This is a genomic window from Ramlibacter ginsenosidimutans (genome assembly GCF_016654015.1).
Lineage (GTDB): Bacteria > Pseudomonadota > Gammaproteobacteria > Burkholderiales > Burkholderiaceae_C > Ramlibacter > Ramlibacter ginsenosidimutans.
The window spans coordinates 101,277-126,968 of record NZ_JAEPWM010000008.1 but is presented as its reverse complement, the minus strand read 5'-3'; the positions used below and the strand labels follow the sequence as shown (position 1 = coordinate 126,968).

The window sequence follows — 25,692 nt, the reverse complement described above, 5'->3', positions numbered from 1 at the left end:
CGTTAAGCAGTGTCTCAGCTTGTCAGTCTAAGACGTTGCTGTTATGGTCCTTTTTCGAATTAAGCCTCGAAGGCAATGGGCCGCATGAAGAGAAAAATGCCTCCCGACCGAGGAGTGGGGACGCCGACACAGAGCAGCCTGCCGAAGCCACGCCTGTCGGCGCTGGCGTTGGCCGCAGCACTCGCGTTCGGCCTCGCTTCCCCCGATGTTCTTGCACTGGCGCTCGGTCGCGTCACGGTGCGGTCCGCCCTCGGCGAACCGCTGCGCGCGGAAGTCGACGTCCCGGAAATCAGTCCGGACGAAGTGGCCTCGCTGCGCGCGAACATTGCGTCGCCCGACACCTTCCGCAGCCGCGGGATGGACTACAACCCCGCGCTGGGCAACGTCACCATCAGCTTGCAGCGCCGCCCTGACGGCAGCCACTTCCTGCAGCTCGCGAGCGATCGCCCGGTCAACGAGCCCTTCGTGGACGTGATCCTGCAGGCCAGGTGGGCCGCCGGCAGCGTGCAGCGCGATTTCACGATGCTGCTCGACCCGCCGGCGCTGCGCCAGGGCCAGGCCCCGCTCGCCGCGCAGGTCACGCCCGTGCCGAGCCGCAGCGTGCCTGTACCCTCGGTAACCCCACGATCGACGGCGCCGGCCCGCGCGGCCGCATCGGCAAGCCCTGCGGAGCCTGCGGCCGCTGCGCCCGCCGCTTCCACGGCGCGCGCCCCCACTCCTGCTGCGAAGCCCTCTGCTGCCGCGACGCCATCGGGCGAAGGCAAGTCGGTCACCGTCAAGAGCGGCGACACGGCGGGCCGCATCGCCGCTGCGAACAAGCCGGCGAGCGTGTCGCTCGACCAGATGCTCGTGGCGATGCTGCGCGCCAATCCCGACGCCTTCGTCGCGGGCAACGTCAACCGCCTGAAGTCCGGCGCGGTGCTGGACGTGCCCAGCGCAGAGCAGGCGAGCGCGGTGAGCCCCGACGAGGCGCACCAGACGCTGGTGGTGCAGAGCCGCGACTTCAACGAATTCCGCCGCCGCCTCGCCGAGGGCGTGCCGACCGCGGCTGCTCCGGCGGCCAGCCGCGAGGCCTCGGGCCGCGTGCAGGCGCAGGTGGAAGACAAGAAGGCGCCCAGCGGCCCCGCCGACCGGCTCACGCTGTCGAAGGGCTCGGCGAAGGGCAAGACGCCCAACGCGGACCAGATCGCCCGCGAGCGCCAGGCCCAGGAGCAGGAGCAGCGCGTCGCGGAGTTGAACAAGAACATCGCGGACCTCAATCGCCTGTCCGGCAGCACGCCGGGCGCGGCGGGCGGCACCGGAACGCGTCCCGGCGCGGGCGTGACGGCGCCCGCGGGCATGACCCCGCCGGCGCCGGCGTCGAAGTCCGCATCTGCGGCCGCACCCGCCGCCGCTGCCACGGCCGCGAAGCCCGCATCGACACCCGGCGCTGCCGCTGCCACGGCCGCCAAGCCTGCATCGGCTCCCGCCGCTGCCGCTGTGACGTCCGCCAAACCTGCATCGGCTCCTGCCGCTGCGATGGCCGCGAAGCCCGCATCGGCACCCGCGGCTGCCGCATCGACGCCCGCACCGGCCCCGGTCGCTGCGGCAACGACGCCCACGCCTGCGCCCGCGCCCGCTGCGGCACCTGCAGCGGTGACGCCAGCCTCGGCGCCGAGCGCGGCTGCTTCCGCGCCCACGACCGCTACCGCGCCGGTTGCCACTGCACCTGCGGCCACCGCTTCGGCCGCGCAACGCGCCGCCAGCGGCGGTGCGCCGGCCGCAGCCGCCAAGCCTGCCGCGAAGCGCGCGCCGCCGCCGCCCGAACCGGGCCTGCTCGACGACGTGCTGGAGAACCCGCTGGTCCCCGCCCTCGGCGTCGGCCTGCTCGCGGTGCTCCTGGGCTTCGGCTTCTACAAGATGCGGCAGAAGCGCAAGACCGCTGCCGTCGACAGTTCCTTCCTCGAAAGCAGGCTGCAACCTGATTCTTTCTTCGGCGCCAGCGGCGGGCAACGCATCGACACCGCTGAGACCAACAATCCGACGGGCTCGTCGATGGTCTATTCGCCCAGCCAACTCGATGCAGCAGGCGACGTCGACCCCGTCGCCGAAGCGGACGTGTACCTGGCCTATGGCCGCGACCTCCAGGCCGAGGAGATCCTGAAGGAAGCGCTGCGCATGAACCCGCAGCGCGTGGCGATCCACGCCAAGCTGCTGGAGATCTACGCCAAGCGCCGCGACGCGAAGGCCTTCGAAGCGGTCGCCGCCGAGGCCTTCAACCTCACGCACGGCTCCGGGCCCGAGTGGGACCACATCTGCGACCTCGGCCACGAACTCGACCCGGCGAATCCGATGTACCGCGGCGGCGGGCAATCCGGTGCCGGCGGCGCCCCGGTGGCCGCCGTTGCGGCCAGCCCGGCGCGTGCGGCCTCGCCGCCCCCGTATGCCGCCACGGTCATTCCGGACCTGGACCTCGACCTGGACTTCTCGCTCGGCGACGACGCCGCGCCTGCAGCCGCACCGGCCCCGGCCGCTGCGAAGCCGGCAGCGAAGCCCGCGGCGCGGCCCGCGCCCGCTCCCGCGCCGTCGCACGACGTGCCCCCGACGGAGCCCGCCGGCCTCGACATGCCGCCGCTGGAGATGGACTTCGACACGCCCCCGGCCGCGGCTCCCGCTGCCAAGCCGGCGGCGGCGCCAGCTGCCGCGCCCAAGGGCGAGATGCTGGAGTTCGACCTGGCCGGCCTGTCGCTGGACCTGCCCGGCGAGGCGCCGGCACCGGCGCCCGCCCCTGCTGCTCCCGCGCCCGCTGCTGCTGCACCGGCACCCGCTGCCGCCGCACCTGCGGCCAAGCCTGCCGTGTCCCTGCCGTCCATGGACCTGGACGTCGCGCCGCCTGCCGCGGCCGGTGGCGAAGCGGAAAGCCCGCTCGCGACCAAGCTCGCCCTGGCCGAGGAGTTCAACGCGATCGGCGATGCCGACGGCGCCCGCAGCCTCGCCGAGGAAGTGCTGGCCGAAGCGTCGGGCGACCTCAAGTCGCGCGCGCAGCGCCTGCTGGCCGAGATCGGTTAAGGTCTTCCCTCCGCCCGCGTCCCCCAGTAGGCTGGGGTGACGCGGGAACCGTAGGCTGGGGTGACGCAGGAACCCCAGCATTGCGCGCAGTGCTGGGGTTCGCTTCGCTCACCGCCAGCCTACGATCCAAGGCCCTTCCCAGGCGAACCAAGGCCCTTCCCAGGTGAGACTCGCACTCGGCATCAGCTACAACGGCCAGGCCTATGACGGCTGGCAGAGCCAGCCGTCGGGTCGCACCGTGCAGGACCACCTCGAGTCGGCGCTGGAGCGCTTCGCCACGACGCGCATCGCCTCCGTGTGCGCCGGCCGCACCGACGCCGGCGTGCACGGACTCATGCAGGTGGTCCATTTCGATACCGATCTGGAGCGCGAGGACTACTCCTGGGTGCGCGGCACCAACACCTTCCTGCCGCCGGACATCGCGGTGCAATGGGCGCGCCCCGTGCCCGGGGACTTCCATGCGCGCAACAGCGCCCGCGCGCGCCGCTACGCCTATATCCTGCTCGAGTCGCCCGTGCGCCCCAGCGTGGAGGCGGGCCGCGTCGGGTGGGTGTTCCGCCCGCTCGATGCCGACGCGATGCGCGCCGCGGCCGCGCACCTGGCCGGGGAACACGACTTCACGTCCTTCCGCGCGTCCTCGTGCCAGTCGCCCACGCCCGTGAAGACACTTGCCCCCATCCGCATCACGCGCCGCGGGCCCTACTGGCGCTTCGAGTTCGAGGCCAACGCCTTCCTGCACCACATGATCCGCAACCTGATGGGCTCGCTGATCACCGTCGGCCAGGGACTGAAGCCCCCGGACTGGATGCGCGACGTGCTGGCCGCCAGGAGCCGCGACGCGGCCTCGCCCACCTTCTCCCCCGACGGCCTCTATTTCCTGGGCCCGGTCTATGAAGCCCGCTGGGGCTTGCCCAGCCACGCCGCTGCGTATGATTGGTTGCCATGAGCTCCGTCCCCGTGCGCACCCGCGTGAAGATCTGCGGCCTCTCGCGTGAGCAGGACGTGGATGCGGCCGTCGAGGCCGGCGCCGATGCGATCGGACTGGTGCTCTACCCGAAGAGCCCGCGCTACGTGAGCGCCGCGCGCGCCGCCGAACTCGCGCGCCGGCTGCCGCCCTTCGTCACGCCGGTGCTGCTGTTCGTCAACGAAACGCTGGACAGCGTGCGCGCGGCCTGCGAGCAGGTGCCCGGCGCAACGCTGCAATTCCACGGCGACGAGACCCCGGCCTTCTGCCGGCAGGCGGCAGGCGCCCGGCCATGGATGCGGGCGGCCCGGATTCCCCTGGACGCGGCCCAGCCGTTCGACTTGCTAAAATTCGCATCCGATTTCAGCGAAGCGCAAGCCCTGCTGCTCGACGCCCACGTCGAAGGCTACGGCGGCGCCGGACGGACATTTCCTTGGTCACGCCTTCCAACAAGCGCCAGTTGTCACGCCGTTTTGTCTGGTGGGCTCACACCTGCAAACGTGGCCGATGGCATCGTGCAAGTGCGGCCGCGTTTCCGGACGCTGGCCGTTGATGTGAGTTCGGGTGTCGAAGCCTCGAAAGGGGTGAAGGACGCCGCCAAGATCCATCAGTTCGTCGCCGCGGTCCGCGCAGCCGACGAGCACCTTGCAAGGTCCAGCCATGTTCGATTACCAGCAGCCTGACGCCACCGGCCATTTCGGCCGCTACGGCGGCAGCTTCGTCAGCGAGACACTCACCCACGCGATCGAGGAGTTGCGCGAGGCCTACGCGCATTACCAGCACGACCCCGAGTTCCTGGCGGAATTCGCGTACGAGCTGAAGCACTTCGTCGGCCGCCCCTCGCCGATCTATCACGCGCAGCGCATGAGCCGCGAACAGGGCGGCGCGCAGATCTACCTCAAGCGCGAGGACCTGAACCACACCGGCGCGCACAAGATCAACAACGTGATCGGCCAGGCGATGCTCGCGCGCCGCATGGGCAAGCCGCGCGTGATCGCCGAGACGGGCGCCGGCCAGCACGGCGTGGCCACCGCCACCATCTGCGCGCGCTACGGCCTCGAATGCGTGGTCTACATGGGCAGCAACGACGTCGTCCGGCAAAGCCCCAACGTCTACCGCATGAACCTGCTGGGCGCGCGCGTCGTGCCGGTGGAGTCCGGCAGCAAGACGCTGAAGGACGCGCTCAACGAAGCGATGCGCGACTGGGTCACCAACGTCGAGAACACCTTCTACATCATCGGCACGGTTGCGGGCCCGCATCCGTACCCGATGATGGTGCGCGACTTCCAGAGCATCATCGGCAAGGAATGCATCGAACAGATGCCGGAGATGGCGGGCCGCCAGCCCGACGCCGTGATCGCCTGCGTGGGCGGCGGCAGCAATGCGATGGGCATCTTCCATCCGTACATCCCGTTCGAGCAGACGCGCCTGATCGGCGTCGAGGCCGCGGGCGAAGGCCTGGACAGCGGCAAGCACTCGGCTTCGCTGCAGCGCGGCTCGCCCGGCGTGCTGCATGGCAACCGCACCTACATCCTGCAGGATGCGAACGGCCAGATCATCGAGACGCACAGCGTGAGCGCGGGCCTCGACTATCCCGGCGTCGGCCCGGAGCACGCGTGGTTGAAGGACACGGGCCGCGCCGAATACGTCGGCATCACGGACAAGGAAGCGCTGGAGGCGTTCCACTACCTGTGCCGTACCGAGGGCATCATCCCGGCGCTGGAGTCGAGCCATGCGATCGCGTACGCGATGAATCTCGCGAAGACCATGCGCACCGACCAGCACATCCTGGTGAACCTCTCGGGTCGTGGCGACAAGGACATCGGCACCGTGGCGGACCTCGCGGGCGTGGAGTTCTACGACCGGCCCTCGATGCGCGGCCTGTCGCTCAAGGGAGGGCCTAAACAATGAGCCGCATCCAGCCCACCTTCGAGCGGCTCGCGAAGGAAAAGCGCAAGGCGCTGATCCCGTACCTCACCGCCGGCTTCCCCTTCGCCGACATCACGCCGGAGCTGATGCACACGATGGTCGGCGCCGGCGCGGACGTGATCGAGCTGGGCGTGCCCTTCTCCGACCCGATGGCCGACGGCCCCGTGATCCAGAAGGCCGGCGAGCAGGCGCTCGCCTTCGGCGTCGGCCTCGCGCAAGTGCTGGCCATGGTCAAGGCCTTCCGCGAGCGCGATGCGAAGACGCCCGTGGTGCTCATGGGCTACGCCAACCCGGTCGAGCGCTACGAATTCGCCCATGGCGACGCCTCCTTCGCGCGCGACGCGGCCGCTGCCGGCGTCGACGGCGTGCTGATCGTCGACTATCCGCCCGAGGAGTGCGAGGCCTTTGCCGCGCAACTGAAGACGCAGGGCCTGGACCTGATCTTCCTGCTGGCGCCCACCAGCACAGAGAAGCGCATCCAGCAGGTCGCCCGCGTCGCGAGCGGCTACGTGTACTACGTGTCGCTCAAGGGCGTGACGGGCGCGGGCCACCTGGACACCGCCGCCGTCGAAGAAGCCCTGCCGCGCATCCGCAAGCACGTGAAGATTCCCGTGGGCGTCGGCTTCGGCATCCGCGACGCCGCCACAGCCCGCAGCATCGGCCGCGTGGCGGACGCGGTGGTGATCGGCACCAAGGTCATCCAGGTCGTGGAAGACCAGCCGCGGGAAAACGTCTCGGCGGCGCTGTCCGCCTTCCTGAGCGGCATCCGCAGCGCGCTAGACTTGAAGGGATGACCCACCCCCGAAGCGCCTTCGGCGCCTCCCCCTCAAGGGGGCGCCCCCAGCGGCCCGGCAAAGCCGGTTCCGCGGCGGCACTGGGTTCGGCCGTGCGGCATGAAACGGTGCGGCCATTGAAAACCATCCGGGAGAAGACATGAGTTGGTTGGAAAAACTGCTGCCCCCGAAGATCCAGCCCACGGATCCGAACGAGCGGCGCAGCGTGCCGGAAGGGCTGTGGATCAAGTGCCCCAGCTGCGAGACGGTGCTGTACAAGACGGACCTCGAGCAGAACCTCAACGTCTGCCCCACCTGCGGCCACCACCACCGCATCGGCGCGCGCGCGCGCCTGAACACCTTCCTCGATGCCGAAGGCCGCTACGAGCTCGGCCAGGAAGTGTTGCCGGTGGACCCGCTGAAGTTCAAGGACAGCCGCAAGTACCCGGAGCGCCTGAAGGAAGCGATGGAGCACACCGGCGAGACGGATGCGCTGGTGGTGATGGGCGGCGCGGTGCACAGCATCAACCTGGTCGCCGCCGCGTTCGAGTTCGACTTCATGGGCGGCTCCATGGGCAGCGTGGTGGGCGAGCGCTTCGTGCGCGGCGTCGAGGCCGCGATCGAACAGAAGGTGCCCTTCCTCTGCTTCACCGCCACCGGCGGCGCGCGCATGCAGGAAGGCCTGCTGTCGCTGATGCAGATGGCGAAGACCAACGCCGCGCTCACCCGCCTGGCCAAGAAGGGCCTGCCCTACATCAGCGTGCTGACCGACCCCACCATGGGCGGCGTCAGCGCGGGCTTCGCATTCGTCGGCGACGTGGTGATCGCCGAACCCAAGGCGCTGATCGGTTTCGCCGGCCCGCGCGTGATCGAGTCCACGGTGCGCGTGAAGCTGCCGGAAGGCTTCCAGCGGGCGGAGTTCCTGCAGGAAAAAGGCGCCGTCGACTTCATCTGCGACCGCCGCGAACTCCGCAAGACCGTCGCCAGCGTGATGGCGATGCTCACCCGTCAGGCTGCGGACGCGGTGGAGTAGCTTGGGCTACTGCGGGTTCGGCTTGGGCTACTGCGGGTTCGGAGAGTTTTGACGCAGAGGACGCAGAGGTTACGCAGAGGACGCAGAAGGACATCCTTGAGGTGTTCGCGTCCGGGCGAGCACAGCGCCTTGGGCGGACGGCGTGCAATCGCACAGACCACCTCCATCATTGGACTTCTCTGCGTCCTCTGCGCAACCTTTGCGCCCTCTGCGTTCTCCTGTCCACTCCCCAACGGGGTGTCCTTAGCGGATCAACGCATCCTGCAAGCTCGCCACGATCATAGCGAGCACTTGCAGCACCACCAGCAGGGCGAGCGGGGAGAGGTCGAAGCCGCCGACCAGCGGGATCACCCGGCGGAAAGGGCGCAGCAGGGGGGCGGCGAGGCGGTCGATGACGTCGGTCATCGGTGAGTCGGCGTTCACCCACGACAGGACCGCATAGACCACTGTCAGTCCCACAGCGCCCGAGATCACCAGCCGGATCAGGCCGAAGAAGGCCAGCACGGGCACCACGGCCACGCGGCCCAGGATCAGCGCGATGATCCCGAACTGCGCCAGTTCGAACACATAGGCGGCGATCAGGCTCGCGACATCCCAGCGCTTGTAGCCGGGCAGCAGCTTGCGCAGCGGCAGCACGATCCAGTCCGTCAGGGCGAAGACGAAGCGCCCGACCGGGTTGCCGAAGGGGACGCGTTGCAGCTGCATGTACAGCCGCAGCAGGCAGGCGCCGCCCAGCAGGCCAGCGGCGACGTCGAGCAGGAAAGACAGGATCTGGAAGAACATGGATCAGGCGCAGTCGTGGGATGATAGCGGCAGCCAATGGAACCGCTGTGCCCGCTGTCCTGACCCTGCAGTCCCTTCCACTGTTCCCGCTCGCGGCGGTGCTGTTCCCCGATGGCTTGCTGTCGCTGCGCGTGTTCGAGGTGCGCTACCTGGACATGATCAACAAGTGCCGCAAGGCGGGTGCCCCCTTCGGGGTGGTCTCGCTGACGCAGGGCAGCGAGGTGCGGCAGCCCGGCATGCAAGAGGCGTTCGCGCAGGTCGGCACCCTGGCCAGCATCGAGGACTTCGAGCAGCCCCAGCCCGGCCTCATGCTGGTGCGCGCCGTGGGCGCGCAGCGCTTCCGGATCACCTCCAGCGACCAGTTGAAGCACGGCCTGTGGGTGGCGGACGTCGAACGGCTGCCGGCCGACCTCGCCGTCCCCATTCCCGACGACCTCAAGCCCGCGGCCGACGCGCTCGAGCGCCTGATCCAGTCGCTGCAGCTCAAGCCCGGCAACCCCGGGCCGATGCCGCTGCAGCCGCCCTGGCGGCTCACGGATTGCGGCTGGGTCGCCAACCGGTGGTGCGAGCTGCTGCCGCTGCCCGTGGCGCTCAAGCAGCGCCTCATGGAGCTGGACAACCCGCTCGTGCGCCTGGAGCTGGTGAGCGACGTGCTCACCCGCACGGGCATCATGAGCTAGCGCTCCCTGCAGGAACGGCAAGGGGCGCCGCGGCGCCCCTTCGTCATCGCCGGCAGGCGCTCAGCCCTTCTTGCCCTTCATTTCCTTGCTGATCTCCTCGGCGCGGGCCAGGTGCTTCTGCAGCACCGGCAGCGACTTCTCGGCAAACGCCTTGACGTCCGGGTCCTTGCCGTCCTTGGCTTCCTTCTGGAAGTCCTTGATGTCGTGCTTGTGGTCCTCGATGCCCTGCTCGTGGATGAAGTTCTTGTCGAAGTCCTTGGCCTTGGCCAGCTTGTCGACCTTCTTCTGCTCCTTCTTGGGCAGCGTGGACGGGACGGTGACGCCCTTCTTCTGCGCGAGGGCCTGCAGTTCCTGGTTGGCGGCGCTGTGGTCGGTGCTCAGCATGCTGGCGAAGGCCTTCACGTCCGCGTTCTGGGCCTTGCTCTCGCCCAGCTTGCCGGCTTCCACCTCCTCCAGGCCACCGGCGGCGGCCTTCTCGATGAACTCGCGGTCCTTCTTGTCCAGGGATCCGTTGTCGGCGGCGAAGGCCGCGCCCAGGGCGACGGCCAACATGGCGGGAATCAACAATTTCTTCATGGCTCTTCCATCAGTGCAGTGTCACGGGAAGAAAGTATGCGTGGGCCCGGCGTGCGCGCGTGTCGGCCCGTTCCCCCGCAACTGACGGTGCACGCCTACAAGCTCGGCGTCAGCGGGCAGCGGTGTTCACAGCCTCGTCGCGCGGCGCGTATTCGGGCACCTGCCCACGCAGCCAGATGCGCAGCGGCGCGCCGGCAGGCAAGGCGCCGGCCTGCGCGATCCAGCGCACGACCGCCTCGATGTCCGGCAGGGTGCCGGTGGTCTTGGCGATGCGCAGCTTCGCGTGCGGGGTGGGCTCCGTGGTCTCGTCGTCGGCGAGCAGTTCCTCGTAGAGCTTCTCGCCCGGTCGCAGGCCGGTGTAGGTGATGGGCACTTCCTGCTCGGTCTTGCCCGAGAGGCGGATCAGCATGCGCGCGAGCTCCACGATCTTCACCGGCTCGCCCATGTCCAGCACGAAGATCTGGCCCGTGCGTCCCATCAGTCCCGCCTGCAGCACCAGCTGCGCCGCCTCGGGGATCGTCATGAAATAACGAACGATCTCGGGGTGCGTCACCGTCACCGGGCCGCCCCGGTCGATCTGCTGCGTGAACAGCGGCACCACCGAGCCGCTCGAGCCCAGCACGTTGCCGAAGCGCACGGACACGAATTGCGTGCCGGTCTGCTGCGCGGCCAGCGCCTGCAGCATCAGTTCGGCCAGGCGCTTGCTCGCGCCCATCACGTTGGTCGGGTTCACCGCCTTGTCGGTGGAGATCAGCACGAAGCGCCTGGCGCCGCAGGCCGAGGCCGCACGCGCCGCGTTCAGCGTGCCCAGCACGTTGGTGCGCAGCGCCTCGATCTCGTTCAGCTCCTCCATCAGCGGCACGTGCTTGTAGGCCGCCGCATGGAACACCACCGTCGGCCGGTGCTGGCACAGGATGGCGTGCACGCGCTCGTACTCGCGCACGTTGGCCGTGTAGTAGGCGGCCTGCATCTGCGGATGCGCGCGGCGCAGCTCCTGTTCGAGCTGGTAGATGCCGTACTCCGACACGTCGATGCAGACCAGCCGGCCGACGCCGAAGCGCGCGACCTGCCGGCACAGCTCGGAGCCGATCGACCCGCCCGCGCCGGTGACAGCGACGACCTGGCCCGAGAACAGGTCGGCCAGGCCCGCCACGTCCAGCGCCACCGGGTCGCGCCCCAGCAGGTCTTCCAGCTCGATGCGTCGCGGCCCCGTGCTCTCGGCCTTGAGCCATTCGTCCGGCCGGGGCAGCGTGAGCAGCGAGATGTGCGCCTCCGCGGCGACCAGCAGGGCCTGGCGCCGCTCGGGCGAACCGGGCGGGCTCGCCACCAGCGCCGTGCGCGCATCGGCGGCCTCGCAGACGTCGGCGAGCTCATCCACCGAGCCCAGCACGCGCACTTCCTGCAGGCTGCGCCCGCGCTCGCCGGCAAGCGGCGACACGATGCCCACGGGGCGCCAGCGCTGCGATCCCTTGAGCGCGCGCAGCGCGCCCGCCGCCTGGTCCAGCGAACCCACCACCACCACCGGCGTGCCGCCCTGCCCCTGCATGCGGTGCTCCGCGAGCGTGCGCCACGCCGCACGCACGCCCCCAGTGAACAGGAACGCGAGCAGCGGCTGAAGCAGCAGCACCGAGCGCGGGAAGTCGGCCAGGCGCAGCATCAGCACCACGACCGCCGTGAACACGCCCCCGAGGAACACTCCGCCGGCGAGCTGGCGAAACTCAGGCAGGCCGATGTAAGTCCAGACCTGCCGATCCACCCGGCGCACCACCAGGCCGGCGGCGAGCCCCAGCACGCACCAGCCGCTCGCGTCGCGCGCCAGCCGCGCGAATTCCGGCGGGATGTCGAAGTTGAAACGCAGCCAGAACGCGCCCCACCAGGCCGCGAGGCCCAGCGCGAGGTCCAGCGCCAGCAGCGACAGCGCGCTCCTAGTGGGCAGCCGCACCCAGCGCCTCCGCGCGCACGAGGGCGCGCCGCAGGTGGTCGATCACGCGCGCGAGCTGTTCTTCCGACAGGTTCGAGCCGGAAGGCAGGCACAGCCCCGCCTCGAACAGGCGGGCGGCGACGTCGACGCCCTCCTCGTGCGCGAAGAAGGGCGCGCCGCGGAACAGCGGCTGCAGGTGCATGGGCTTCCACACGGGACGCGCCTCGACCGAGTGGCGCTCCAGCGCGCGCAGCACGTGGTCACGGCGGCGCGCCGCATCGGGTCCGCGCAGCTGCAGGCAGGTGAGCCAGCGCGTGGATTGCATGCCCTGCGGCTCGGGCATCCACTCCAGGTCAGTCACCTGCGCGAGCGCCTCGCGGTAGATGCCGAACACCTCGCGGCGGCGCTGCACGCGCTGGTCCAGCACGCGCAGCTGGCCGCGGCCGATGCCGGCCAGCACGTTGCTCATGCGGTAGTTGAAGCCGACCTCCACGTGCTCGTAGTGCGGCGCCGGCTCGCGCGCCTGCGTGGAGAGCTTGCGGGCGCGCGCGACCAGGCGCTCGTCGTCGGACACCAGCATGCCGCCGCCGGAGGTGGTGATGATCTTGTTGCCGTTGAACGAGAACACGCCCACCCGGCCGAAGCTGCCGCTGGCGCGCCCCTTGTACTTCGCGCCGAGCGATTCGGCAGCGTCCTCCAGCACGGGCACGCCGTAGCGCTCGCACAGCGGCAGCAGCGCGTCCATGTCGGCACTCTGGCCATAGAGGTTCACGACGATCACGCAGCGTGGCAGCCGGTTCTCGCGCTGCGCCCAGGCGAACGCGCGCTCCAGCGCCTGCGGCGACATGTTCCACGAGCCCGGCTCGGAGTCGATGAACACCGGCTGGGCGCCGCAATACAGGATGGGATTGCAGCTGCCCACGAAGGTGAGCGAGGAGCAGAAGACCGTGTCGCCCGGCTGCACGCCCAGCAGCAGCAGGCCCAGGTGGATGGCGGCGGTGCCGGAGCTCAGCGCCGCGGCGTGGCCGACTCCTGCGTACGCCGCCAGCTCGCGCTCGAAGCCATCGACGTGCGGCCCGAGCGGCGCGATCCAGTTGGTGCGAAAGGCATCTTCGACGAAGGCGGTCTCTTCCTCGCCCAGGTGCGGCGACGACAGCCAGATGCGCTGCGACAGCTCGCGCCGCAGCACCAGGTCCACCGGGCGGCCGTCGCCGTCGACGACGGGCAGCTGGTCGATCTGGTGTTCGTCCATGAGGGCGAGGCCGCGCGCGACCGGGTCCTGCTCGACTAGCGTGATCGGCGGCTGTCCCGGCAAGGTCGCGATGAACGCGTCCTCGGGCGTGCGGGCCAGCACCGCGCGGCGCAGGTCGCCGTCGGTGAGCGTGCGCCGCAGCCGGCCCTTGCTGTCCAGGACCAGCAGGATGCCCTTGGCCGTGCGGTCCAGCGTGTCGAGGGCATCGCGGATCGTGCAGGTTGCCGGCACGCACAGCGCGCGGAACTGTTGCTCGTTCATCGCACCCTCCTCGCGGGCACGCCGGCATAGGTGCCCGGCGCATCGAGGTCGCCGCGCACCACTGCGCCGGCACCCACGACCACGTCGTCGGCTATGCGCACGCCCGGCAGCACGTTCGCGCCCGCGCCGACCAGCACGCGCGCGCCGACGCGCACGTTGCCGCCGAGGGTGACGCCCGGCGCGACGTGGCTGAAGTCGCCGACGTGCACGTCGTGATCGACGACGGCCGCGTGGTTGACGATGACGGAGGTGCCCAGGCGCGCGCCCGGTGCGACCACCGCCCCCGCCGCGACGAAGCAGCCGTCGCCCAGCACCGCGTGGGCCGAGACGCAGGCGTGCGGATGAACGACGGATGCGAGCGGCAGGCCGACCGCCTCGCATTCGCGGCGGCGCGATGCGGCCGAGCCGATCGCGACGTGCACCTGCGTGCTGGCCGCCACCGCTTCGGCCAGCGGCTCGACCCGCAGGCCGGGCAGCACTTCCTCGCCCACGCGGGCGGCGTCGCGATCGGCCATGCGCACCTGCGCCCAGCGTCCCTGCGCGAGCGCGGCGTCGGCCACCACGCGACCATGGCCGCCGGCGCCGAGGACGAGGAGAGTGCTGGGATTGCGGGAGTCGGGCACGTCAGTAGCTGTTGGTCTTTTCCAGCACGGCGCGGTCCAGCGGCAGGCGCGCGAGCATTTGCGCGATGCGTTCGCCGGCGCGGCCGTCGCCCCAGGGATTGTCCCATGGCCACGGGCCGTGCCCGGCCTGCGCGCGCAGCGCCTGCAGGATGGACGCGGCATCGACGGCGACGTCGATCACGTTGGGACCGTGCTCGCGCATGAACTGGCGCGCGCCGATGTTCACCACCGGCGTGCCGAAGCTGGCGGCCTCGATGATGCCGGAGGAAGAATTGCCGGCCATCACCGCGCAGTGGCGCATCGCGGCCAGGAAACGCGCGCGCGGCAGATGCTGCACGCGCTGCGATCCGGGTGGCAGGTCGGCGTCGGCCAGCGCATCGAGGATGGCGCGCGAGCCGGCATCAGCATTCGGGTCCAGCCACAGCACGGGCAAGCCCAGTTCGCGCAAGGCCTGCATGACGATGCGCGTCTGCTGCGCGGCCTCGCTCGCCTGCTGCACGACCGGGTGGAACAGCGCCAGCACGAAGGGCGATCCGGCGGGCAGGCCCAGCGAAGCGAGCGTGTCCTCGCGCGTGGCTGCGGCGTGCGCCTGCAGGCCGTCGAGCCCCGGCGCCCCGGTCACGAAGATGCGTTCCGCCGCTTCGCCCATCTTCAGCAGGCGCTCGCGTGCGCCCTCGGTCGCGACAAAGTGGTAGCCGGCCAGCTTGCTGATCGCGTGCCGCACCGGCTCGTCCACCGTGCCCGAGCGCTCGCCGCCGTGCAGGTGCACGCTGGGAACGCCCACGTGCAGCGCCGCGAGTGCGCCGGCGAGCATCTCGCCGCGGTCACCGAGCAGCAGCAAGGCATCGGGCCGCGAGCGTTCCAGCAGCGGCACCAGGCCGCGGAGCACGTCCGCGATCGCGAGCGCCATGCTGGCGCCGGTGCGCGTGAGCACGTCGACCGGGATCTCGGCGAGCACGGGCAGGCCGCTCGCCTTCACCTCGGCCAGCGTGCCGCCATGCTCCGCACTCAGGTGCGTTCCCGTGACGGCGACCTGGACCGCGAGCCCCGGCGTGGACTGGATGCGCTGCAGCGTGGACTGCATGAGGCCGAAGTCGGCCCGCGTCCCGGTGAGATAGAGGATGCGCCGTGCGCTCATCGCGGGCCGCCTCGCGCCTGCAGCAGGTCCCATTGCAGCACCGTGCCCGCGGCGATGGCATGGCGCGCGGTGCTGCCGATGACGCCATCCCATTCGCGCGGCGCGATGCCGGTGGCGGGGCGGCGGCAGGCCAGCATCGCATCGTCCAGCGCGGCACCGGCGGGAATGTCGACCGCGGCCACGATGCTGCGGCGGGCCACGCGCGCCGCGTCCATCTCCTGGTGGCGCGGCACCTTGAGCCCGTCGCCCAGCATGGACTGGATGCGCCGGATGCCGCGCACCATGGCGCCGAACTCCGCCGGCTCCAGCGAGGCCGCGTGGTCCGGGCCGGGCAGTTGCCGGTCCAGGGTCAGGTGCTTTTCGACGACGGTCGCGCCGAGGCTCACGGCCGCCAGCGCCGCCTCGACGCCCGTGCTGTGGTCGGAGTAGCCGACCGGCAGCTGCAAGGCCTCGCGCATCGTCACGATCGCGCGCAGGTTCAGGGCGTCGTCGGGTGCGGGATACGCAGAGGTGCAGTGCAGGACCGTCATGCCGGAGAGCGAGCCGCGCACCTCGCGCGCCCACGCGAGCGCCTCGCGCACTTCGTCCAGCGTCGCCATGCCGGTGGACAGCAGCACGGGCAGGCCGGTGGCGCAGGCGCGCTGCACCAGCGCGCGGTGCGTGAGTTCGCCCGATGGCAGCTTCATGCGGCGCACGCCCAGCGCGACCAGCAGGTCCACCGCGCCCACCGAGAACGGCGTGGAGAAGAACTCGATGCCGATGCCGTCGCAGTGCGCCTTGATGCGTTCGTGCTGTTCCGGCGAGAGCTCCAGCTTGCGCAGCATCGCGAACTGGTCCTGCTCGCCGGTCTGCCGCTGCTGGTAGGCCGCCGTCGGCGCGCCAGGCACCACCAGGTCCTCGGCGCGGAAGGTCTGGAACTTCACCGCGTCCGCGCCGGCCTCGCGCGCCCGGTCGCACAGCTGGAGCGCCAGCGCGAGCTCACCATTGTGGTTGACGCCCGCTTCGGCGATGACGAACACCGTGTCCATCACCACACCGTCCAGCCGCCGTCGACCACGAGGTTGTGGCCGTTCAGGTACGAGGACGCATCGCTCGCCAGGAACACCATGCCGTTGACGATGTCCTCGCGCGAGGCCATGCGGCCCAGCGGCACGCGCTGCGCGTAGTTGCGCACGAAGGTCTCGTTCTGGCCGCTGAAGACACCGCCGGGCGTGATCGCGTTGACGCGCACGCCCTGCCCGCCCCAGTAGCTGGCCAGGTACTGCGTGAGTCCCCACAGGCCCGCCTTGCTCGCCGAGTAGATCGCGGGCGTATTGATCGCGCGGCCTTCGTATTCCGAACCTTCGTAGATGCGCTGGTCGGGCGCGACGATGCCGTAGATGGAGAGCGTGTTGACGATGGCGCCGCGTCCGCGCTGCGCCATCGGCGCGCCGAAGGCCTGCGCGCACAGCATCGCGCCGGTGAGGTTGACGGACAGCACCTCGTTCCAGTCGGCGAGCGGGAACTCCTCGAAGGGCGCGAAGAAGTTCTCGCTCTTGGTGGCGGCGTTGTTGAACAGGACGTCGGCCGGCCCCCAGTGCGCGTGCAGCCGGTCGGCCGCGGCGCGCACGCTGGCGGCGTCGCTGACGTCGGTGGCGATCTTCAGCAGGCGATCGCCGTGGTCACCTAGCTTGGCGAGGTCGGCCGCGCTGCGATCGAGCGCGCAAACCCGCGCACCCGCATCCAGGAAGGCCGCGACTGCGCCCTGCCCCAGGATGCCGGCGGCGCCGGTCATGGCGATGGTCTTGCCGTCGAGGCGGAAAGCGTTGGCGGACATCAATTGAATTGCCGGAAGACCGGCTTGATCGCGGGACCTTGGAGGAAGCGCTCGACGCCGCTTTCCAGCGCCTGCGCGTAGACGGCCAGCGCCTTGCGGGCCGCCTCCAGCGTCTGCTGCAGTTGCGCCTCGCCGTGCGCGAAGCTCTGGGCGATCCAGGGCATCAGCACGCCGTTGCGGATCATCTCCTGCGAGAACAACGTGCGCAGCGGCAGGCTGGGCTGGCCTGCGCGGTCGAAAGTGACGTAGTTCAGCGACACGGCGCTGCCCTGCATCTGGAAGGAAGCGGCGACACCGACTTCGCGCGCGAGCGCTTCGAGGCCCAGCGACAGCTTCGCGCCGTAATCCCAGAGGTGCTTCACCACGTCCTTCTCCTCGTACACCGCGACGGTTTCGAGGAAGGCCGCGAGGCTGGCCATCTCGCCACCGTGCGTGGTGGAGACGAGGAAGGTGCGCTCCTGGCCCGGCTTGTTGATGGCGCCGACTTCCATCACCTCGCGCCGGCCCACCAGCGCCGCCACGGCGAAACCGTTGGCCATGCCCTTGCCGAAGGTGCTCAGGTCCGGCTGCACGTCGAACAGGTGCTGCGCGCCGTGCAGGTCCCAGCGGAAGCCGGTGATCATCTCGTCGAGGATGAAGAGCGCGCCCTCGCGCCGGCACAGCGCCTGCACCTGCTTGAGGAAGTTGCCCGGCCACTGCGCGATGGCGGGCGTAGGCACGCGCAGCCGGTCGTAGCCCGGTGCGCCGTCGCAGGGACCCACGGTGGTCGCCGGCTCCAGCATCACGCCGGCGATCTGGCCGGGATGTTCGTCGAACAGCTTCTGCAGGCTCGCCACGTCGCCGTAGTCGAACACCAGCGTCGTGGCGTGGTGCACGTCGGGAATGCCGCGCTTGATGGCGGTCGCGCCGATGAACCAGTCGTCGAAGGAGAAGAAGGGATGCTGGCGCGGCACGCAGATGTAGCGCCGGCCCGTGTATGCGCGCGCGACCTTGGCCGCAGCCGTGGTGACGTTCGAGCCGTTCTTCGCGAACTTCACCATGTCGGCCCCGGCGATGAGGCTCACGAGCTTCTCGGCGGCCTCGAGTTCCAGCACGGAGGCGCGCGTGAGGTTCACGCCCAGCTCCATGCCGCGGATCGCAGCGCGGTTGATGCGCTCGTCGGCATAGCCCAGCGTGACTGCGCGCAGGCCCATGCCGTAATCGAGCAGCGTGAGGCCGTCGGCGGCGGTGACGGTCGCGCCCTTGCCGCTCACCAGGATCTCGGGCGCGTTGGCCGGATACTGGTCGTCGCCGCGGGAATAGGTGTGGGCGCCGCCGGGAATCACGCGGTGCAGGCGCTCGCTGTACGACAGGCTCATGGCGTCTCGATCTGCTCCAGCAGCGACAGCACGCGGATGTCGTCCTGCAGGGAATGGGGGAAGGCGCCGCGGCCCTGGGCGGCGGCGAGGAAGGCTGCGATCTCGGCGACGTACATCGCCTCGCCGATGTTCTGGTGGTAGCCGGCGTGGGCCACGGTCTTCGGCTGGTGCAGTTCGACCAGCCGGCCCGGCTCGGCTTCCCAGACACGAACGACGCCGCTGTCCCAGTCCCAGGAGAGGGACGCGCGTTCGAAGTTGAGCGTGAGCTTGCGCACGGCCTGCCGGGCAACCACGTCCACGACCAGCGTACCGACAAAGCCGTCGAAGCGCAGCAGCGCAGCGTAGGTGTCGTCGATGGGCGCGCCCACATCGGCCGTGCGCATCTTCGTGCCCTGCACCTGCTGCGGCCAGCCGAAGGCGTCCACCATCCAGGTCAGCTCGAAGGGCACGATCTCGCGCGCGCCACCGGTGAGCGGGTTGGACACGTAATAGTCGCTGACCTTCTCCCACGGATGCCAGTCCGGCAGGTACTGGCCGCAGTGATAGGAGAAGTTGCACACCTTGCCGTAGCGGCGCGAATGCACGATCTGCGTGATCTCGCGGATCGCGGAGTGGAAGCGCAGCGTGCACGAAGGCGCGACCAGCACGCCCCTGGCTTTCGCCTGTTCGGCCAGCGCGGGCAGCGGATCGCGGATCACGCTGGCCTCGACGAAGCACGGCTTGCCGGCGGCGATGGCCCACGCGATCGCCGTGTGATGGGCATCGGGTGGCGTGGAGATGACCACCACGTCGAAGGCGCGCAGGTCCTCGCCGGCGAGTTGCTCGCGCACGGCGATGCCGTACTCCTGCGCCGCCTGCGCGCGCCGGTCCGCGCGCGCATCGAAGCCTTCGATGCTGTCCGCGCCCAGCTGGCGCAGGCAGCGCACGCGGCGGCGTCCCATGGAGCCGAGTCCGATCACCAGCGCCTTCACGGCAGCTTCCCCTTGAAATGTTGCATCACCGCTTCCACGCAGAGGAAGTCGAACAGGTCGTCGACCTCGTAGTTCTGCCAGCGTTCGATTGTGTACCCGAGCACGCGGGGCGGATAGAAGGTGCGATGGCGCTCCAGTGCCTCCGTCTTGACCGCGTAGGCCACTCCGTAGGGGAACCACGCGGGCTCTTCGCCGCTGGCGTTGCCGGCCACCCAGGGCGTGAGGCACCCGTGCGCGTCCATGCGCTTCATGACGCCGGGCTGCTCCAGGTGCACGCGGCCCACGGTGACGACGGCGTCGGTGTCGTCCCAGTGCTGCGCGAGCAGGCGCGCGACGCCAGGCAGGTCGCTGCTGGCGCGCAGCGGCGAGGTCGGCTCCAGCAGCAGCACCGCGTCGAACTGCGCACCCTCCTGCTCGCGCAGGAAGGCGAGCGCATGCAGCGCCGCGTCGGCAGAGGTACTGGTGTCCGCCGCGAGCGCGGGCGGACGCAGGAAAGGCACGCGGGCTCCGTGCGCGCGGGCGACTGCTGCGATCGCCTCATCGTCCGTGGAGACGACCACGTCGGCGATCTCGGCGCAGGCGCGCGCGGCCTCGATGCTCCACGCCAGCAGCGGCTTGCCGGCCAGCGGCCGGATGTTCTTGCCCGGCAGCCGCTTGCTGCCGCCGCGGGCGAGGATGAGTCCGAGAATGCGGGGCGCCTTCATGCGCGATGTCCTTGCGGCCGCCGCGCGGCCAGTGCTGCAATTTCGCGCGCCACCTGCTGCGCCGCCGTCCCGCGCGGCCCGGCGGAGGTCGCATCGCGACGGGCGGCGGCGAGCTGTTGCTCGACCAGCGCCGGCAAGGCATCGAGGTCGGCGACACGGGTGCCCAGGCCCAGGCGGCCGTAGTCCATGCCCGAGCGCTGCACCAGCGGCGAGAACGCGAGTCCCAGCACCTGCTTGCCCGCCGCGTGCGCCTGCGCGCCCACGGTGGTCGCCTGCACGACGACCAGGTCCGATGCCGCCAGGACGGGCAGCAGCGGCTCGCGATCCGGCTGGCTCCAGTGCACGCGTTCATGCGAAGCCGGCAGCGTGAAGCGATGCCATTCGTTGGGGTGGTAGCGAATGGCGAGACAGGCTTCCGGCTGCGCGAGCGTCCACTGCAGCAACGCGTCCTGCACGGCCTGTCCGAGCGCCGCGCCGGCCCAGCGCGCATCCGCGTCCGCGGGTTCCATGTGGCCGGCCCACAGCACGACGGGGCGATCGCCCCAGCCGCGCTCCGCCCGAAACTGCGACGCGGCTTCGCTTGCCTGCGCGCCCGCCAGTTCGTCGAAGGCCGGATTGCCGGTCACCACGATGCGTTCCGCCGGCACGCCCGCTTCCAGCAGGTTGCGCCGCGTTCCTTCGGACAGCACGGCAATGCGATCTGCATGGACGCGCCGCTCGCGGTAGGGATCGCCCGGCAGGGCGAACAGGTCCACCATCGAGAGCGTGGGGATGCCGAGCGTGCTCGCAGCGAGCAGCGCCGCCTGTTCGCTGCGCGGCGAGTTGGTCGCGACGACCACGTCCGGCTTCAGCTCGGAGAGGATGCGCCGCATCAGCTTCACCGGCCGGAAGGCGTGCCGTCCCCCTTCGCGCCATTGCGACCAGGCCTCGCGCTCTCCGACGGCATCCACCCACTCGATGAAGTTCAGCCCCAGGTAGGCCAGCGACTCCTCGCGGCTCACGTCCGGGTGCTGCTGGTTGCCGATCAACTGTTCGCCGTAGCGCAGCGCCCGCTCGCCTTCGGGTCCCTTGCAGAAATCGCGCAAGCCCAGCGGTTGCTCGCCCGCGCGGCGCGCCACGGCGGCCGCGGTGGTCAGCGCCAGGAGCTGCACCTCGCAACCGGGCTGCGCCTCGCGCAAGGCCCGCATCACGGGCAGGCACATCTCCACGTGGCCGCCGCCGTACGTGACGAAGAGGACCTTCATCGCTGCGCGTCCCACAGGGCGATGGCCGCGAGCGCCCGCAGCTCGCGCGTGTAGTTGGCGCTGCCCTCGCGATGCGCGACCAGCATGCGCTCGATCTCCGCCGGCGCGAACAGTTCGTCCAGCAGCGGGCTGGCCGCCAGCGCCTGCCGCAACCACCCATGGCTCTCGTTGCGGAACCATTCACCGACCGGCACCGTGAACATCTGCTTGCGCCGATACGCCAGGTCCTCGCCGATCAGGGGCGCGACCGCGCGCTTGTACCAGTGCTTCTTGTCGCCGGAGGCGGACAGCTTGGTCCGACCCGGGGCACGGAACGCGAATTCCATCATCCGCCAGTCCAGGAAGGGCGTGCGCGCCTCGATGGACACGGCCATGCCCATGCGATCCGGCTTCACCAGGTTGTTGCCGCAAAGCAGGAGCTGCATGTCGAGGTACAGCGCCTGGTTGATGCGGTCGAAGTGCGCGGCCTGCGCGAACCAGGGCCGCGCCGCCGCCTCGAAGCTGTCGACGTCGCGCAGCCGGCGGGCGGTCTCGGGGCGGTACAGCGCCTGTTTCGCTTGCGGCGTGAACAGCGAGATCGCATCGAAGTAGCTGCGCTGGAACTGCACCTCGGGCTGTGTGAACGCGTCCGGCCGCGCGAAGTACCCGGCGTACTTGTCGTAGCCGGCGAAGAGCTCGTCGCCACCGTCGCCGGTGAGCACCACCTTCACGTGGCGCGCGGCCAGCTCGCTCACGCGCAGCGTCGGCATGAAGGAGGCGTCGCCATGTGGCTGGTCCAGGTGGTGCAGCACCCGCGGCCATTGATCCAGCATGTTCAGCTCGGCGATCTCGCTCGTGTGCGCGCAGCCGAAGCGCTGCGCTGCCTGCGCCGCGTAGGCGGATTCGTCGAAGCGCGGGTCGGCAAAGCCGATGCAGAAGGTGCGCACCGGCTGCTGCACGTGGCGCGCCATCAGCGCCACGATGCTGCTGGAGTCCACGCCGCCGGAGAGGAAGGCGCCCCAGGGCACGTCGGCCCGCAGGCGGATCCGCGTCGCGTCGTCGAGCAGGGCGAGGAATTCCGCGGACCAGTCGCCGAAGTCCTGCTCGCGCTCCCGCTGCGCGGACAGGTCCCACCAGCGGCCCTGCTCCACGCCGCCGCGCGTGAACTTCATCCAGCATCCGGGCATCACGTGGCGGATGCCTTGCCAGACGGTCCAGGGCGCGGGAATGTAGTTGAAGCTCAGGTAGTGGTGGATGGCCTCGAGGTCCAGCGCCGGCTGCGCGGGCAGGGCCTGCAGCAGCGCCTTGATCTCCGAGCCGAACAGCCGCCGCTCGCCCTGCTCGGCCACGTAGAGCGGCTTCACCCCGATGCGGTCGCGCACCAGCAGCAGCGAATCGTCGCGCGCGTCGTCGATCGCGATCGCGAACATGCCGTTCAGGCGCTGCACGAAGGCCAGGCCGTCGCGCTCGTACAGGCGCAGCAGCACCTCGGTGTCGGAGGCCGTGTCCAGCCGCACGCCCTGCGCGCGCAGTTCGGCGGCGAGCTCCACGTAGTTGAAGATCTCGCCGTTCTGCACGACGGCGATGCGGCCGTCGTCCGACACGAAGGGCTGGTGGCCGTGCGCGAGGTCGATGATGGACAGGCGCCGGTTGCCCACGGCCACGCCGCGCTGCCGGTCGTGGTGGATGCCCTCGTCGTCGGGACCGCGGTGCACCAGCGAGGCCGCCATCGCGGCCAGTGCCTGGTCAGGCAGCGCGCGACGCTCGCGGTCCCAGTAGCCGAAGATGCCGCACATTCAGTTCGCTCCGCGGCCGGTGAGGCGGCCGGCCGTGCGCGCGAGGATCCTGCAGTCCAGCCACAGGTCGTGCTCGCGCACGTAGCGCAGGTCCAGCTCGCGCCGCTGGTCCTCGGTGCCTTCCGAGCGCAGCTCCACCTGCGCGAGCCCCGTGATCCCGGGCCGCACGCTGCAGCGCAAGGCCCAGTCGGCATCGTTGTAGAGGGACCGTTGCACCGGCACGTCCGGCCGCGGGCCCACCAGGCTCATGTCGCCCTTGAGCACGTTGAGCAACTGCGGCAGTTCGTCGAGGCTGGTGCGGCGGATGAAAAGGCCCACGCGCGTGATGCGCGGGTCGTTCGCGGACGTGTTGAAGGGGCCGATCGCCGCGGCGTTGCGTACCATGCTGCGGAACTTGAGCATGCCGAAGGCGCGGCCGCCCAGGCCGATGCGGGTCTGGCGGAACAGCACGGGGAAGCCGCTGTCGATGGCGACGGCCGCGGCGGTCACCAGCAGCACCGGGGACAGCAGCAGCAGCGCGAGGGCGGAAACGAGGACGTCCATCGCGCGCTTCATGGCCGCCGTGCCAGCCCCGCGGCGATGGAGCGGATGCGCTCGGCGATGCGCTCCCCATCGGCGGCGACCTGCTGCGGCGTGCGCGCCGCGAGCTCGCGCTCGGTCTCGCGCAGCGCCGCGATCTCCCGCTCGAAATCCATCTCCGAGTCGCGGTGGAAGGTGCGCGAGAGGATCACCGCGCCCGAGCCCAGCCGCAGGTGTTCCGCCAGCACGTCGCGTCCGGGCAGCAGGCCTTCGCCCAGCCGGGCGATGCCGCCGAAGCCGAAGCGCAGGCCCTGCGCCTGCGCCACGCCGGCCACGCGCGCAACGCTGCCATCCGCCAGCGGTTCGAACATGAAGCGGCAGCCGAGCGACACGTGCAGGTCGTTGAGCCCGACGTAGATCTCCTGCAGGCCGGGCGTGCCCGCCCAGTCGTCCACGGTCGCGAGCGCCGCGGCGGTTTCCAGCAGGGGCACGACGGGCGCGCGGCCGGCCACGATGCGCGAGAAGGCGGCGAGCTGCTCGCGTCCGTCGAACATCGGCAGCATCAGCGCATCGGCGCCGCGCGCCAGCACGGCATCGACTTCCTGGGCGGTGCCCTCGTGCAGCGGATTGACCCGCACCATCAGTGGCGAGCGGCGCAGCACTGCACGGACGCGCGCGACGTCATCGAGCTGGTGCGCGCTGATGAAGGTGTTGCGGCCGGCCTGGCGTTCCGCCTTGCCCAGGCGCTCCAGGTCGACGAACAGGCGAAAGCCGCCCAACGCATCGCAGCGTCGGGCAAACGCCGGATCGTTGGTGATCTGTATCAGCTCGAGCATGCCCACCGCGATTATCGCGCCAGCGCCGTGCGCAGGTCGGCACTGGCCCACCAGCTCGCACCGATGATGAGGATGGCCGCGCCAAGCGCGCCGGCCCACTGCATGCCGGCGCCTGCAGGCAGGCCCGTGAACCCCAGCAGCGCCTGCAGCAGCAGCAGCGCGATGCCTGGCACCGCGAGCGCCCGCCACGGCAGCCAGCCCTGCCCCGCCGGCCGCACCGCATGCAGCAGGAACAGCGCGATGGCCGCCCAAAGCGCGTCCAGCCACGCCATCAGGGCCGCGCCGTGCCGCGGATGCGCAAGCAGCAGCACGACGAGCGCGACCGCATACGCCAGCACCGCGACGCGCAGCTTGTCCTGCGCGGCGAGCGCTGCCAGCGTGATCGTCACCAGCGCCTGCGGCAGCAGGCTCCACGCGCCGATGCGCCCCCACTGCGCCACGTCGGCCAGGGCCTGGGGCTGCATGCGCCCCCACCCGAAGAGCAAGTGCGCGATCGCGGGCGCGGCGACCAGCAGGCCGGCCGCGCTGGCGCAGGCCAGCGTCCAGGCCAGCGCGAAGCCGCGCCGCATGCTGTGCGCCGCGTCCGCGCTGGAGCCGCCCTTGAGCGCGCTGGCGATGGGGCCCAGCGACAGCGTGCCCACCAGCTGGATGGCGAGCACCAGCGGCAGTTCCACCAGCTTCCAGCTGTAATTGAAGGTGGCGAGCGCGCCGGCCGCCTGCTGCGAAGCGAGCGAGCGCGCGGCGAAGGGCAAGGCGAGCGGCAGGCCCGCGGCGGCCGCGGCCCACAGCCACACCGTCGCGGCCGGCAGGCGCTGCACTTGCGCGCGCACGGGCGAACGGAAGGGGCGCTGGCGCCACTGCAGCCACGCGAGCCGCGCCGCCATCGCGAGCAGCAGCCCCGTGCCAAGGACGATCACGCCCGTGGGCGGAGCGGCCACGAGCGCCAGTGCGAGCAGCAGCGCCGCGATCAGCACGGCGTTCACCACCAGGTTCGCCGCGTACATGCCCACGAAGTCGCGCTCGTGCTGCAGCCGCGTGACCCACAAGGCCGAGAGCAAGGCGAGCGGAAGCGCGAGCGCACTCCACGCCAGGCCGTTGGCGGCGACCGCGGCCAGCGCGGGCGGCAGGCCCGAGGCCAGCAGGCGGGTGGCGGGGCCGCGAGCGACGACCAGCAGCAGCGCGAGTGCGGAGCCGGCACCGATCAGCCAGCGCGCGACCTGGCGCTGGGTGGCGGCGATGCGCGCGCCCTCCTCGTGGGCCCACGCCGGCAGCAGCACGAAGGCCAGCGCGCCGCTGGCGAGCAGGCCGGCCAGCCAGTCCGGCAGGGTGAGCATCAGGACAGCCACGTCGCCCATGCCGCTGGCGCCGAAAGCGGCTGCCTGGGCCGATTCACGGACCAGGCCGAGCAGGCGGCTGGCGAGAAGCAATGCGAGGGACAGGGCGCCGGCCTTCAGGAACATGGCGGGCATTATCCGTGTCGACGGACGA

Annotated in this window: 23 protein-coding genes; 7 read left to right on the top strand and 16 right to left on the bottom strand. The window is 70.7% G+C overall.

Annotation, left to right across the window (positions count from 1 at the left end):
• Window positions 1-96 precede the first annotated feature (96 nt).
• The 6 genes from JJB11_RS18260 (at window position 97) to accD (ending at window position 7,747) form a co-directional block, all read left to right on the top strand.
• On the top strand, window positions 97-3,048 hold the full coding sequence (locus JJB11_RS18260) for a motility hub landmark protein FimV (protein ID WP_201964935.1): 2,952 nt from the start codon (window positions 97-99) through the stop codon (window positions 3,046-3,048).
• Window positions 3,049-3,211: 163 nt separating this feature from the next.
• Window positions 3,212-3,994 (top strand): tRNA pseudouridine(38-40) synthase TruA, encoded by a 783-nt coding sequence (gene truA / locus JJB11_RS18255; RefSeq protein WP_201174658.1) that lies wholly within the window; start codon window positions 3,212-3,214, stop codon window positions 3,992-3,994.
• On the top strand, window positions 3,991-4,695 hold the full coding sequence (locus JJB11_RS18250; protein WP_201174657.1) for a phosphoribosylanthranilate isomerase: 705 nt from the start codon (window positions 3,991-3,993) through the stop codon (window positions 4,693-4,695). The genes truA and JJB11_RS18250 overlap by 4 nt, the downstream gene beginning before the upstream one ends.
• On the top strand, window positions 4,673-5,923 hold the full coding sequence (trpB, locus tag JJB11_RS18245; RefSeq protein WP_201174656.1) for a tryptophan synthase subunit beta: 1,251 nt from the start codon (window positions 4,673-4,675) through the stop codon (window positions 5,921-5,923). The genes JJB11_RS18250 and trpB overlap by 23 nt, the downstream gene beginning before the upstream one ends.
• Window positions 5,920-6,735: a tryptophan synthase subunit alpha gene (gene trpA, locus JJB11_RS18240; RefSeq protein WP_201174655.1), complete on the top strand. Its 816-nt coding sequence runs from the start codon at window positions 5,920-5,922 to the stop codon at window positions 6,733-6,735. The genes trpB and trpA overlap by 4 nt, the downstream gene beginning before the upstream one ends.
• Window positions 6,736-6,874: 139 nt before the next feature.
• A complete protein-coding gene (gene accD, locus JJB11_RS18235; protein ID WP_201174654.1) occupies window positions 6,875-7,747 on the top strand; it encodes an acetyl-CoA carboxylase, carboxyltransferase subunit beta in 873 nt (290 codons plus the stop codon).
• Between the two features lie 243 nt (window positions 7,748-7,990).
• On the opposite strand, the gene JJB11_RS18230 is transcribed toward accD, so the two are convergent.
• Window positions 7,991-8,530 (bottom strand): YggT family protein, encoded by a 540-nt coding sequence (locus JJB11_RS18230; protein WP_201174653.1) that lies wholly within the window; start codon window positions 8,528-8,530, stop codon window positions 7,991-7,993.
• A gap of 20 nt (window positions 8,531-8,550) precedes the next feature.
• On the opposite strand from JJB11_RS18230, the gene JJB11_RS18225 reads away from it, so the two are divergent.
• A complete protein-coding gene (locus JJB11_RS18225; RefSeq protein ID WP_201174652.1) occupies window positions 8,551-9,210 on the top strand; it encodes an LON peptidase substrate-binding domain-containing protein in 660 nt (219 codons plus the stop codon).
• A gap of 60 nt (window positions 9,211-9,270) precedes the next feature.
• On the opposite strand, the gene JJB11_RS18220 is transcribed toward JJB11_RS18225, so the two are convergent.
• From JJB11_RS18220 to JJB11_RS18150, 15 genes are all read right to left on the bottom strand, one after another.
• Entirely contained in the window at window positions 9,271-9,786 is a 516-nt protein-coding gene (locus tag JJB11_RS18220) for a DUF4142 domain-containing protein (RefSeq protein WP_201174643.1), read from the bottom strand.
• A gap of 109 nt (window positions 9,787-9,895) precedes the next feature.
• Window positions 9,896-11,728: an SDR family NAD(P)-dependent oxidoreductase gene (locus JJB11_RS18215; RefSeq protein WP_201174641.1), complete on the bottom strand. Its 1,833-nt coding sequence runs from the start codon at window positions 11,726-11,728 to the stop codon at window positions 9,896-9,898.
• On the bottom strand, window positions 11,712-13,220 hold the full coding sequence (locus JJB11_RS18210; protein ID WP_201174640.1) for a DegT/DnrJ/EryC1/StrS family aminotransferase: 1,509 nt from the start codon (window positions 13,218-13,220) through the stop codon (window positions 11,712-11,714). Before JJB11_RS18210 ends, JJB11_RS18215 begins: the two co-directional genes overlap by 17 nt.
• Complete coding sequence (locus JJB11_RS18205; protein ID WP_201174631.1) at window positions 13,217-13,843, bottom strand: NeuD/PglB/VioB family sugar acetyltransferase; 627 nt, start codon at window positions 13,841-13,843, stop codon at window positions 13,217-13,219. The genes JJB11_RS18210 and JJB11_RS18205 overlap by 4 nt, the downstream gene beginning before the upstream one ends.
• Before the next feature lies 1 nt (window position 13,844).
• A complete protein-coding gene (gene neuC, locus JJB11_RS18200; RefSeq protein WP_201174624.1) occupies window positions 13,845-14,981 on the bottom strand; it encodes a UDP-N-acetylglucosamine 2-epimerase in 1,137 nt (378 codons plus the stop codon).
• Window positions 14,978-16,009 carry an N-acetylneuraminate synthase gene (gene neuB / locus JJB11_RS18195; protein ID WP_201964933.1) on the bottom strand — a complete coding sequence of 344 codons (1,032 nt, stop codon included), beginning with the start codon at window positions 16,007-16,009 and terminating at the stop codon, window positions 14,978-14,980. Before neuB ends, neuC begins: the two co-directional genes overlap by 4 nt.
• Window positions 16,009-16,797 carry an SDR family oxidoreductase gene (locus JJB11_RS18190; protein ID WP_201174613.1) on the bottom strand — a complete coding sequence of 263 codons (789 nt, stop codon included), beginning with the start codon at window positions 16,795-16,797 and terminating at the stop codon, window positions 16,009-16,011. Before JJB11_RS18190 ends, neuB begins: the two co-directional genes overlap by 1 nt.
• The gene (locus JJB11_RS18185) at window positions 16,797-18,155 is read right to left on the bottom strand and encodes a glutamate-1-semialdehyde 2,1-aminomutase (RefSeq protein ID WP_201174611.1); all 1,359 of its coding nucleotides are present in this window, start codon (window positions 18,153-18,155) and stop codon (window positions 16,797-16,799) included. The genes JJB11_RS18190 and JJB11_RS18185 overlap by 1 nt, the downstream gene beginning before the upstream one ends.
• A complete protein-coding gene (locus JJB11_RS18180) occupies window positions 18,152-19,126 on the bottom strand; it encodes a Gfo/Idh/MocA family protein (RefSeq protein ID WP_201174609.1) in 975 nt (324 codons plus the stop codon). Before JJB11_RS18180 ends, JJB11_RS18185 begins: the two co-directional genes overlap by 4 nt.
• Window positions 19,123-19,830 carry an acylneuraminate cytidylyltransferase family protein gene (locus JJB11_RS18175; RefSeq protein WP_201174607.1) on the bottom strand — a complete coding sequence of 236 codons (708 nt, stop codon included), beginning with the start codon at window positions 19,828-19,830 and terminating at the stop codon, window positions 19,123-19,125. The genes JJB11_RS18180 and JJB11_RS18175 overlap by 4 nt, the downstream gene beginning before the upstream one ends.
• On the bottom strand, window positions 19,827-21,074 hold the full coding sequence (locus JJB11_RS18170) for a glycosyltransferase (RefSeq protein WP_201174605.1): 1,248 nt from the start codon (window positions 21,072-21,074) through the stop codon (window positions 19,827-19,829). Before JJB11_RS18170 ends, JJB11_RS18175 begins: the two co-directional genes overlap by 4 nt.
• Window positions 21,071-22,849 (bottom strand): asparagine synthase (glutamine-hydrolyzing), encoded by a 1,779-nt coding sequence (asnB, locus tag JJB11_RS18165; RefSeq protein ID WP_201174599.1) that lies wholly within the window; start codon window positions 22,847-22,849, stop codon window positions 21,071-21,073. The genes JJB11_RS18170 and asnB overlap by 4 nt, the downstream gene beginning before the upstream one ends.
• On the bottom strand, window positions 22,850-23,392 hold the full coding sequence (locus JJB11_RS18160) for a sugar transferase (RefSeq protein ID WP_201964932.1): 543 nt from the start codon (window positions 23,390-23,392) through the stop codon (window positions 22,850-22,852).
• Between the two features lie 8 nt (window positions 23,393-23,400).
• Complete coding sequence (locus JJB11_RS18155; protein ID WP_201174595.1) at window positions 23,401-24,204, bottom strand: aldolase/citrate lyase family protein; 804 nt, start codon at window positions 24,202-24,204, stop codon at window positions 23,401-23,403.
• Between the two features lie 11 nt (window positions 24,205-24,215).
• Window positions 24,216-25,664 (bottom strand): lipid II flippase MurJ, encoded by a 1,449-nt coding sequence (locus JJB11_RS18150; protein WP_201174587.1) that lies wholly within the window; start codon window positions 25,662-25,664, stop codon window positions 24,216-24,218.
• Window positions 25,665-25,692: the final 28 nt, after the last annotated feature.

What these genes read in the sequence shown, in the direction of transcription:
- JJB11_RS18250 (WP_201174657.1), top strand. Translation starts at nt 3,991, where the DNA reads ATGAGCTCCGTCCCCGTGCGCACCCGCGTGAAGATCTGCGGCCTCTCG.
- asnB (WP_201174599.1), bottom strand. Translation starts at nt 22,849, where the DNA reads ATGTGCGGCATCTTCGGCTACTGGGACCGCGAGCGTCGCGCGCTGCCT.
- JJB11_RS18225 (WP_201174652.1), top strand. Translation starts at nt 8,551, where the DNA reads ATGATAGCGGCAGCCAATGGAACCGCTGTGCCCGCTGTCCTGACCCTG.
- trpA (WP_201174655.1), top strand. Translation starts at nt 5,920, where the DNA reads ATGAGCCGCATCCAGCCCACCTTCGAGCGGCTCGCGAAGGAAAAGCGC.
- neuB (WP_201964933.1), bottom strand. Translation starts at nt 16,009, where the DNA reads ATGGACACGGTGTTCGTCATCGCCGAAGCGGGCGTCAACCACAATGGT.
- neuC (WP_201174624.1), bottom strand. Translation starts at nt 14,981, where the DNA reads ATGAGCGCACGGCGCATCCTCTATCTCACCGGGACGCGGGCCGACTTC.
- accD (WP_201174654.1), top strand. Translation starts at nt 6,875, where the DNA reads ATGAGTTGGTTGGAAAAACTGCTGCCCCCGAAGATCCAGCCCACGGAT.
- JJB11_RS18160 (WP_201964932.1), bottom strand. Translation starts at nt 23,392, where the DNA reads ATGGACGTCCTCGTTTCCGCCCTCGCGCTGCTGCTGCTGTCCCCGGTG.
- trpB (WP_201174656.1), top strand. Translation starts at nt 4,673, where the DNA reads ATGTTCGATTACCAGCAGCCTGACGCCACCGGCCATTTCGGCCGCTAC.
- JJB11_RS18220 (WP_201174643.1), bottom strand. Translation starts at nt 9,786, where the DNA reads ATGAAGAAATTGTTGATTCCCGCCATGTTGGCCGTCGCCCTGGGCGCG.
- JJB11_RS18170 (WP_201174605.1), bottom strand. Translation starts at nt 21,074, where the DNA reads ATGAAGGTCCTCTTCGTCACGTACGGCGGCGGCCACGTGGAGATGTGC.
- JJB11_RS18150 (WP_201174587.1), bottom strand. Translation starts at nt 25,664, where the DNA reads ATGTTCCTGAAGGCCGGCGCCCTGTCCCTCGCATTGCTTCTCGCCAGC.
- JJB11_RS18185 (WP_201174611.1), bottom strand. Translation starts at nt 18,155, where the DNA reads ATGAGCCTGTCGTACAGCGAGCGCCTGCACCGCGTGATTCCCGGCGGC.
- JJB11_RS18230 (WP_201174653.1), bottom strand. Translation starts at nt 8,530, where the DNA reads ATGTTCTTCCAGATCCTGTCTTTCCTGCTCGACGTCGCCGCTGGCCTG.
- JJB11_RS18190 (WP_201174613.1), bottom strand. Translation starts at nt 16,797, where the DNA reads ATGTCCGCCAACGCTTTCCGCCTCGACGGCAAGACCATCGCCATGACC.
- JJB11_RS18210 (WP_201174640.1), bottom strand. Translation starts at nt 13,220, where the DNA reads ATGAACGAGCAACAGTTCCGCGCGCTGTGCGTGCCGGCAACCTGCACG.
- JJB11_RS18155 (WP_201174595.1), bottom strand. Translation starts at nt 24,204, where the DNA reads ATGCTCGAGCTGATACAGATCACCAACGATCCGGCGTTTGCCCGACGC.
- JJB11_RS18175 (WP_201174607.1), bottom strand. Translation starts at nt 19,830, where the DNA reads ATGAAGGCGCCCCGCATTCTCGGACTCATCCTCGCCCGCGGCGGCAGC.
- JJB11_RS18260 (WP_201964935.1), top strand. Translation starts at nt 97, where the DNA reads ATGCCTCCCGACCGAGGAGTGGGGACGCCGACACAGAGCAGCCTGCCG.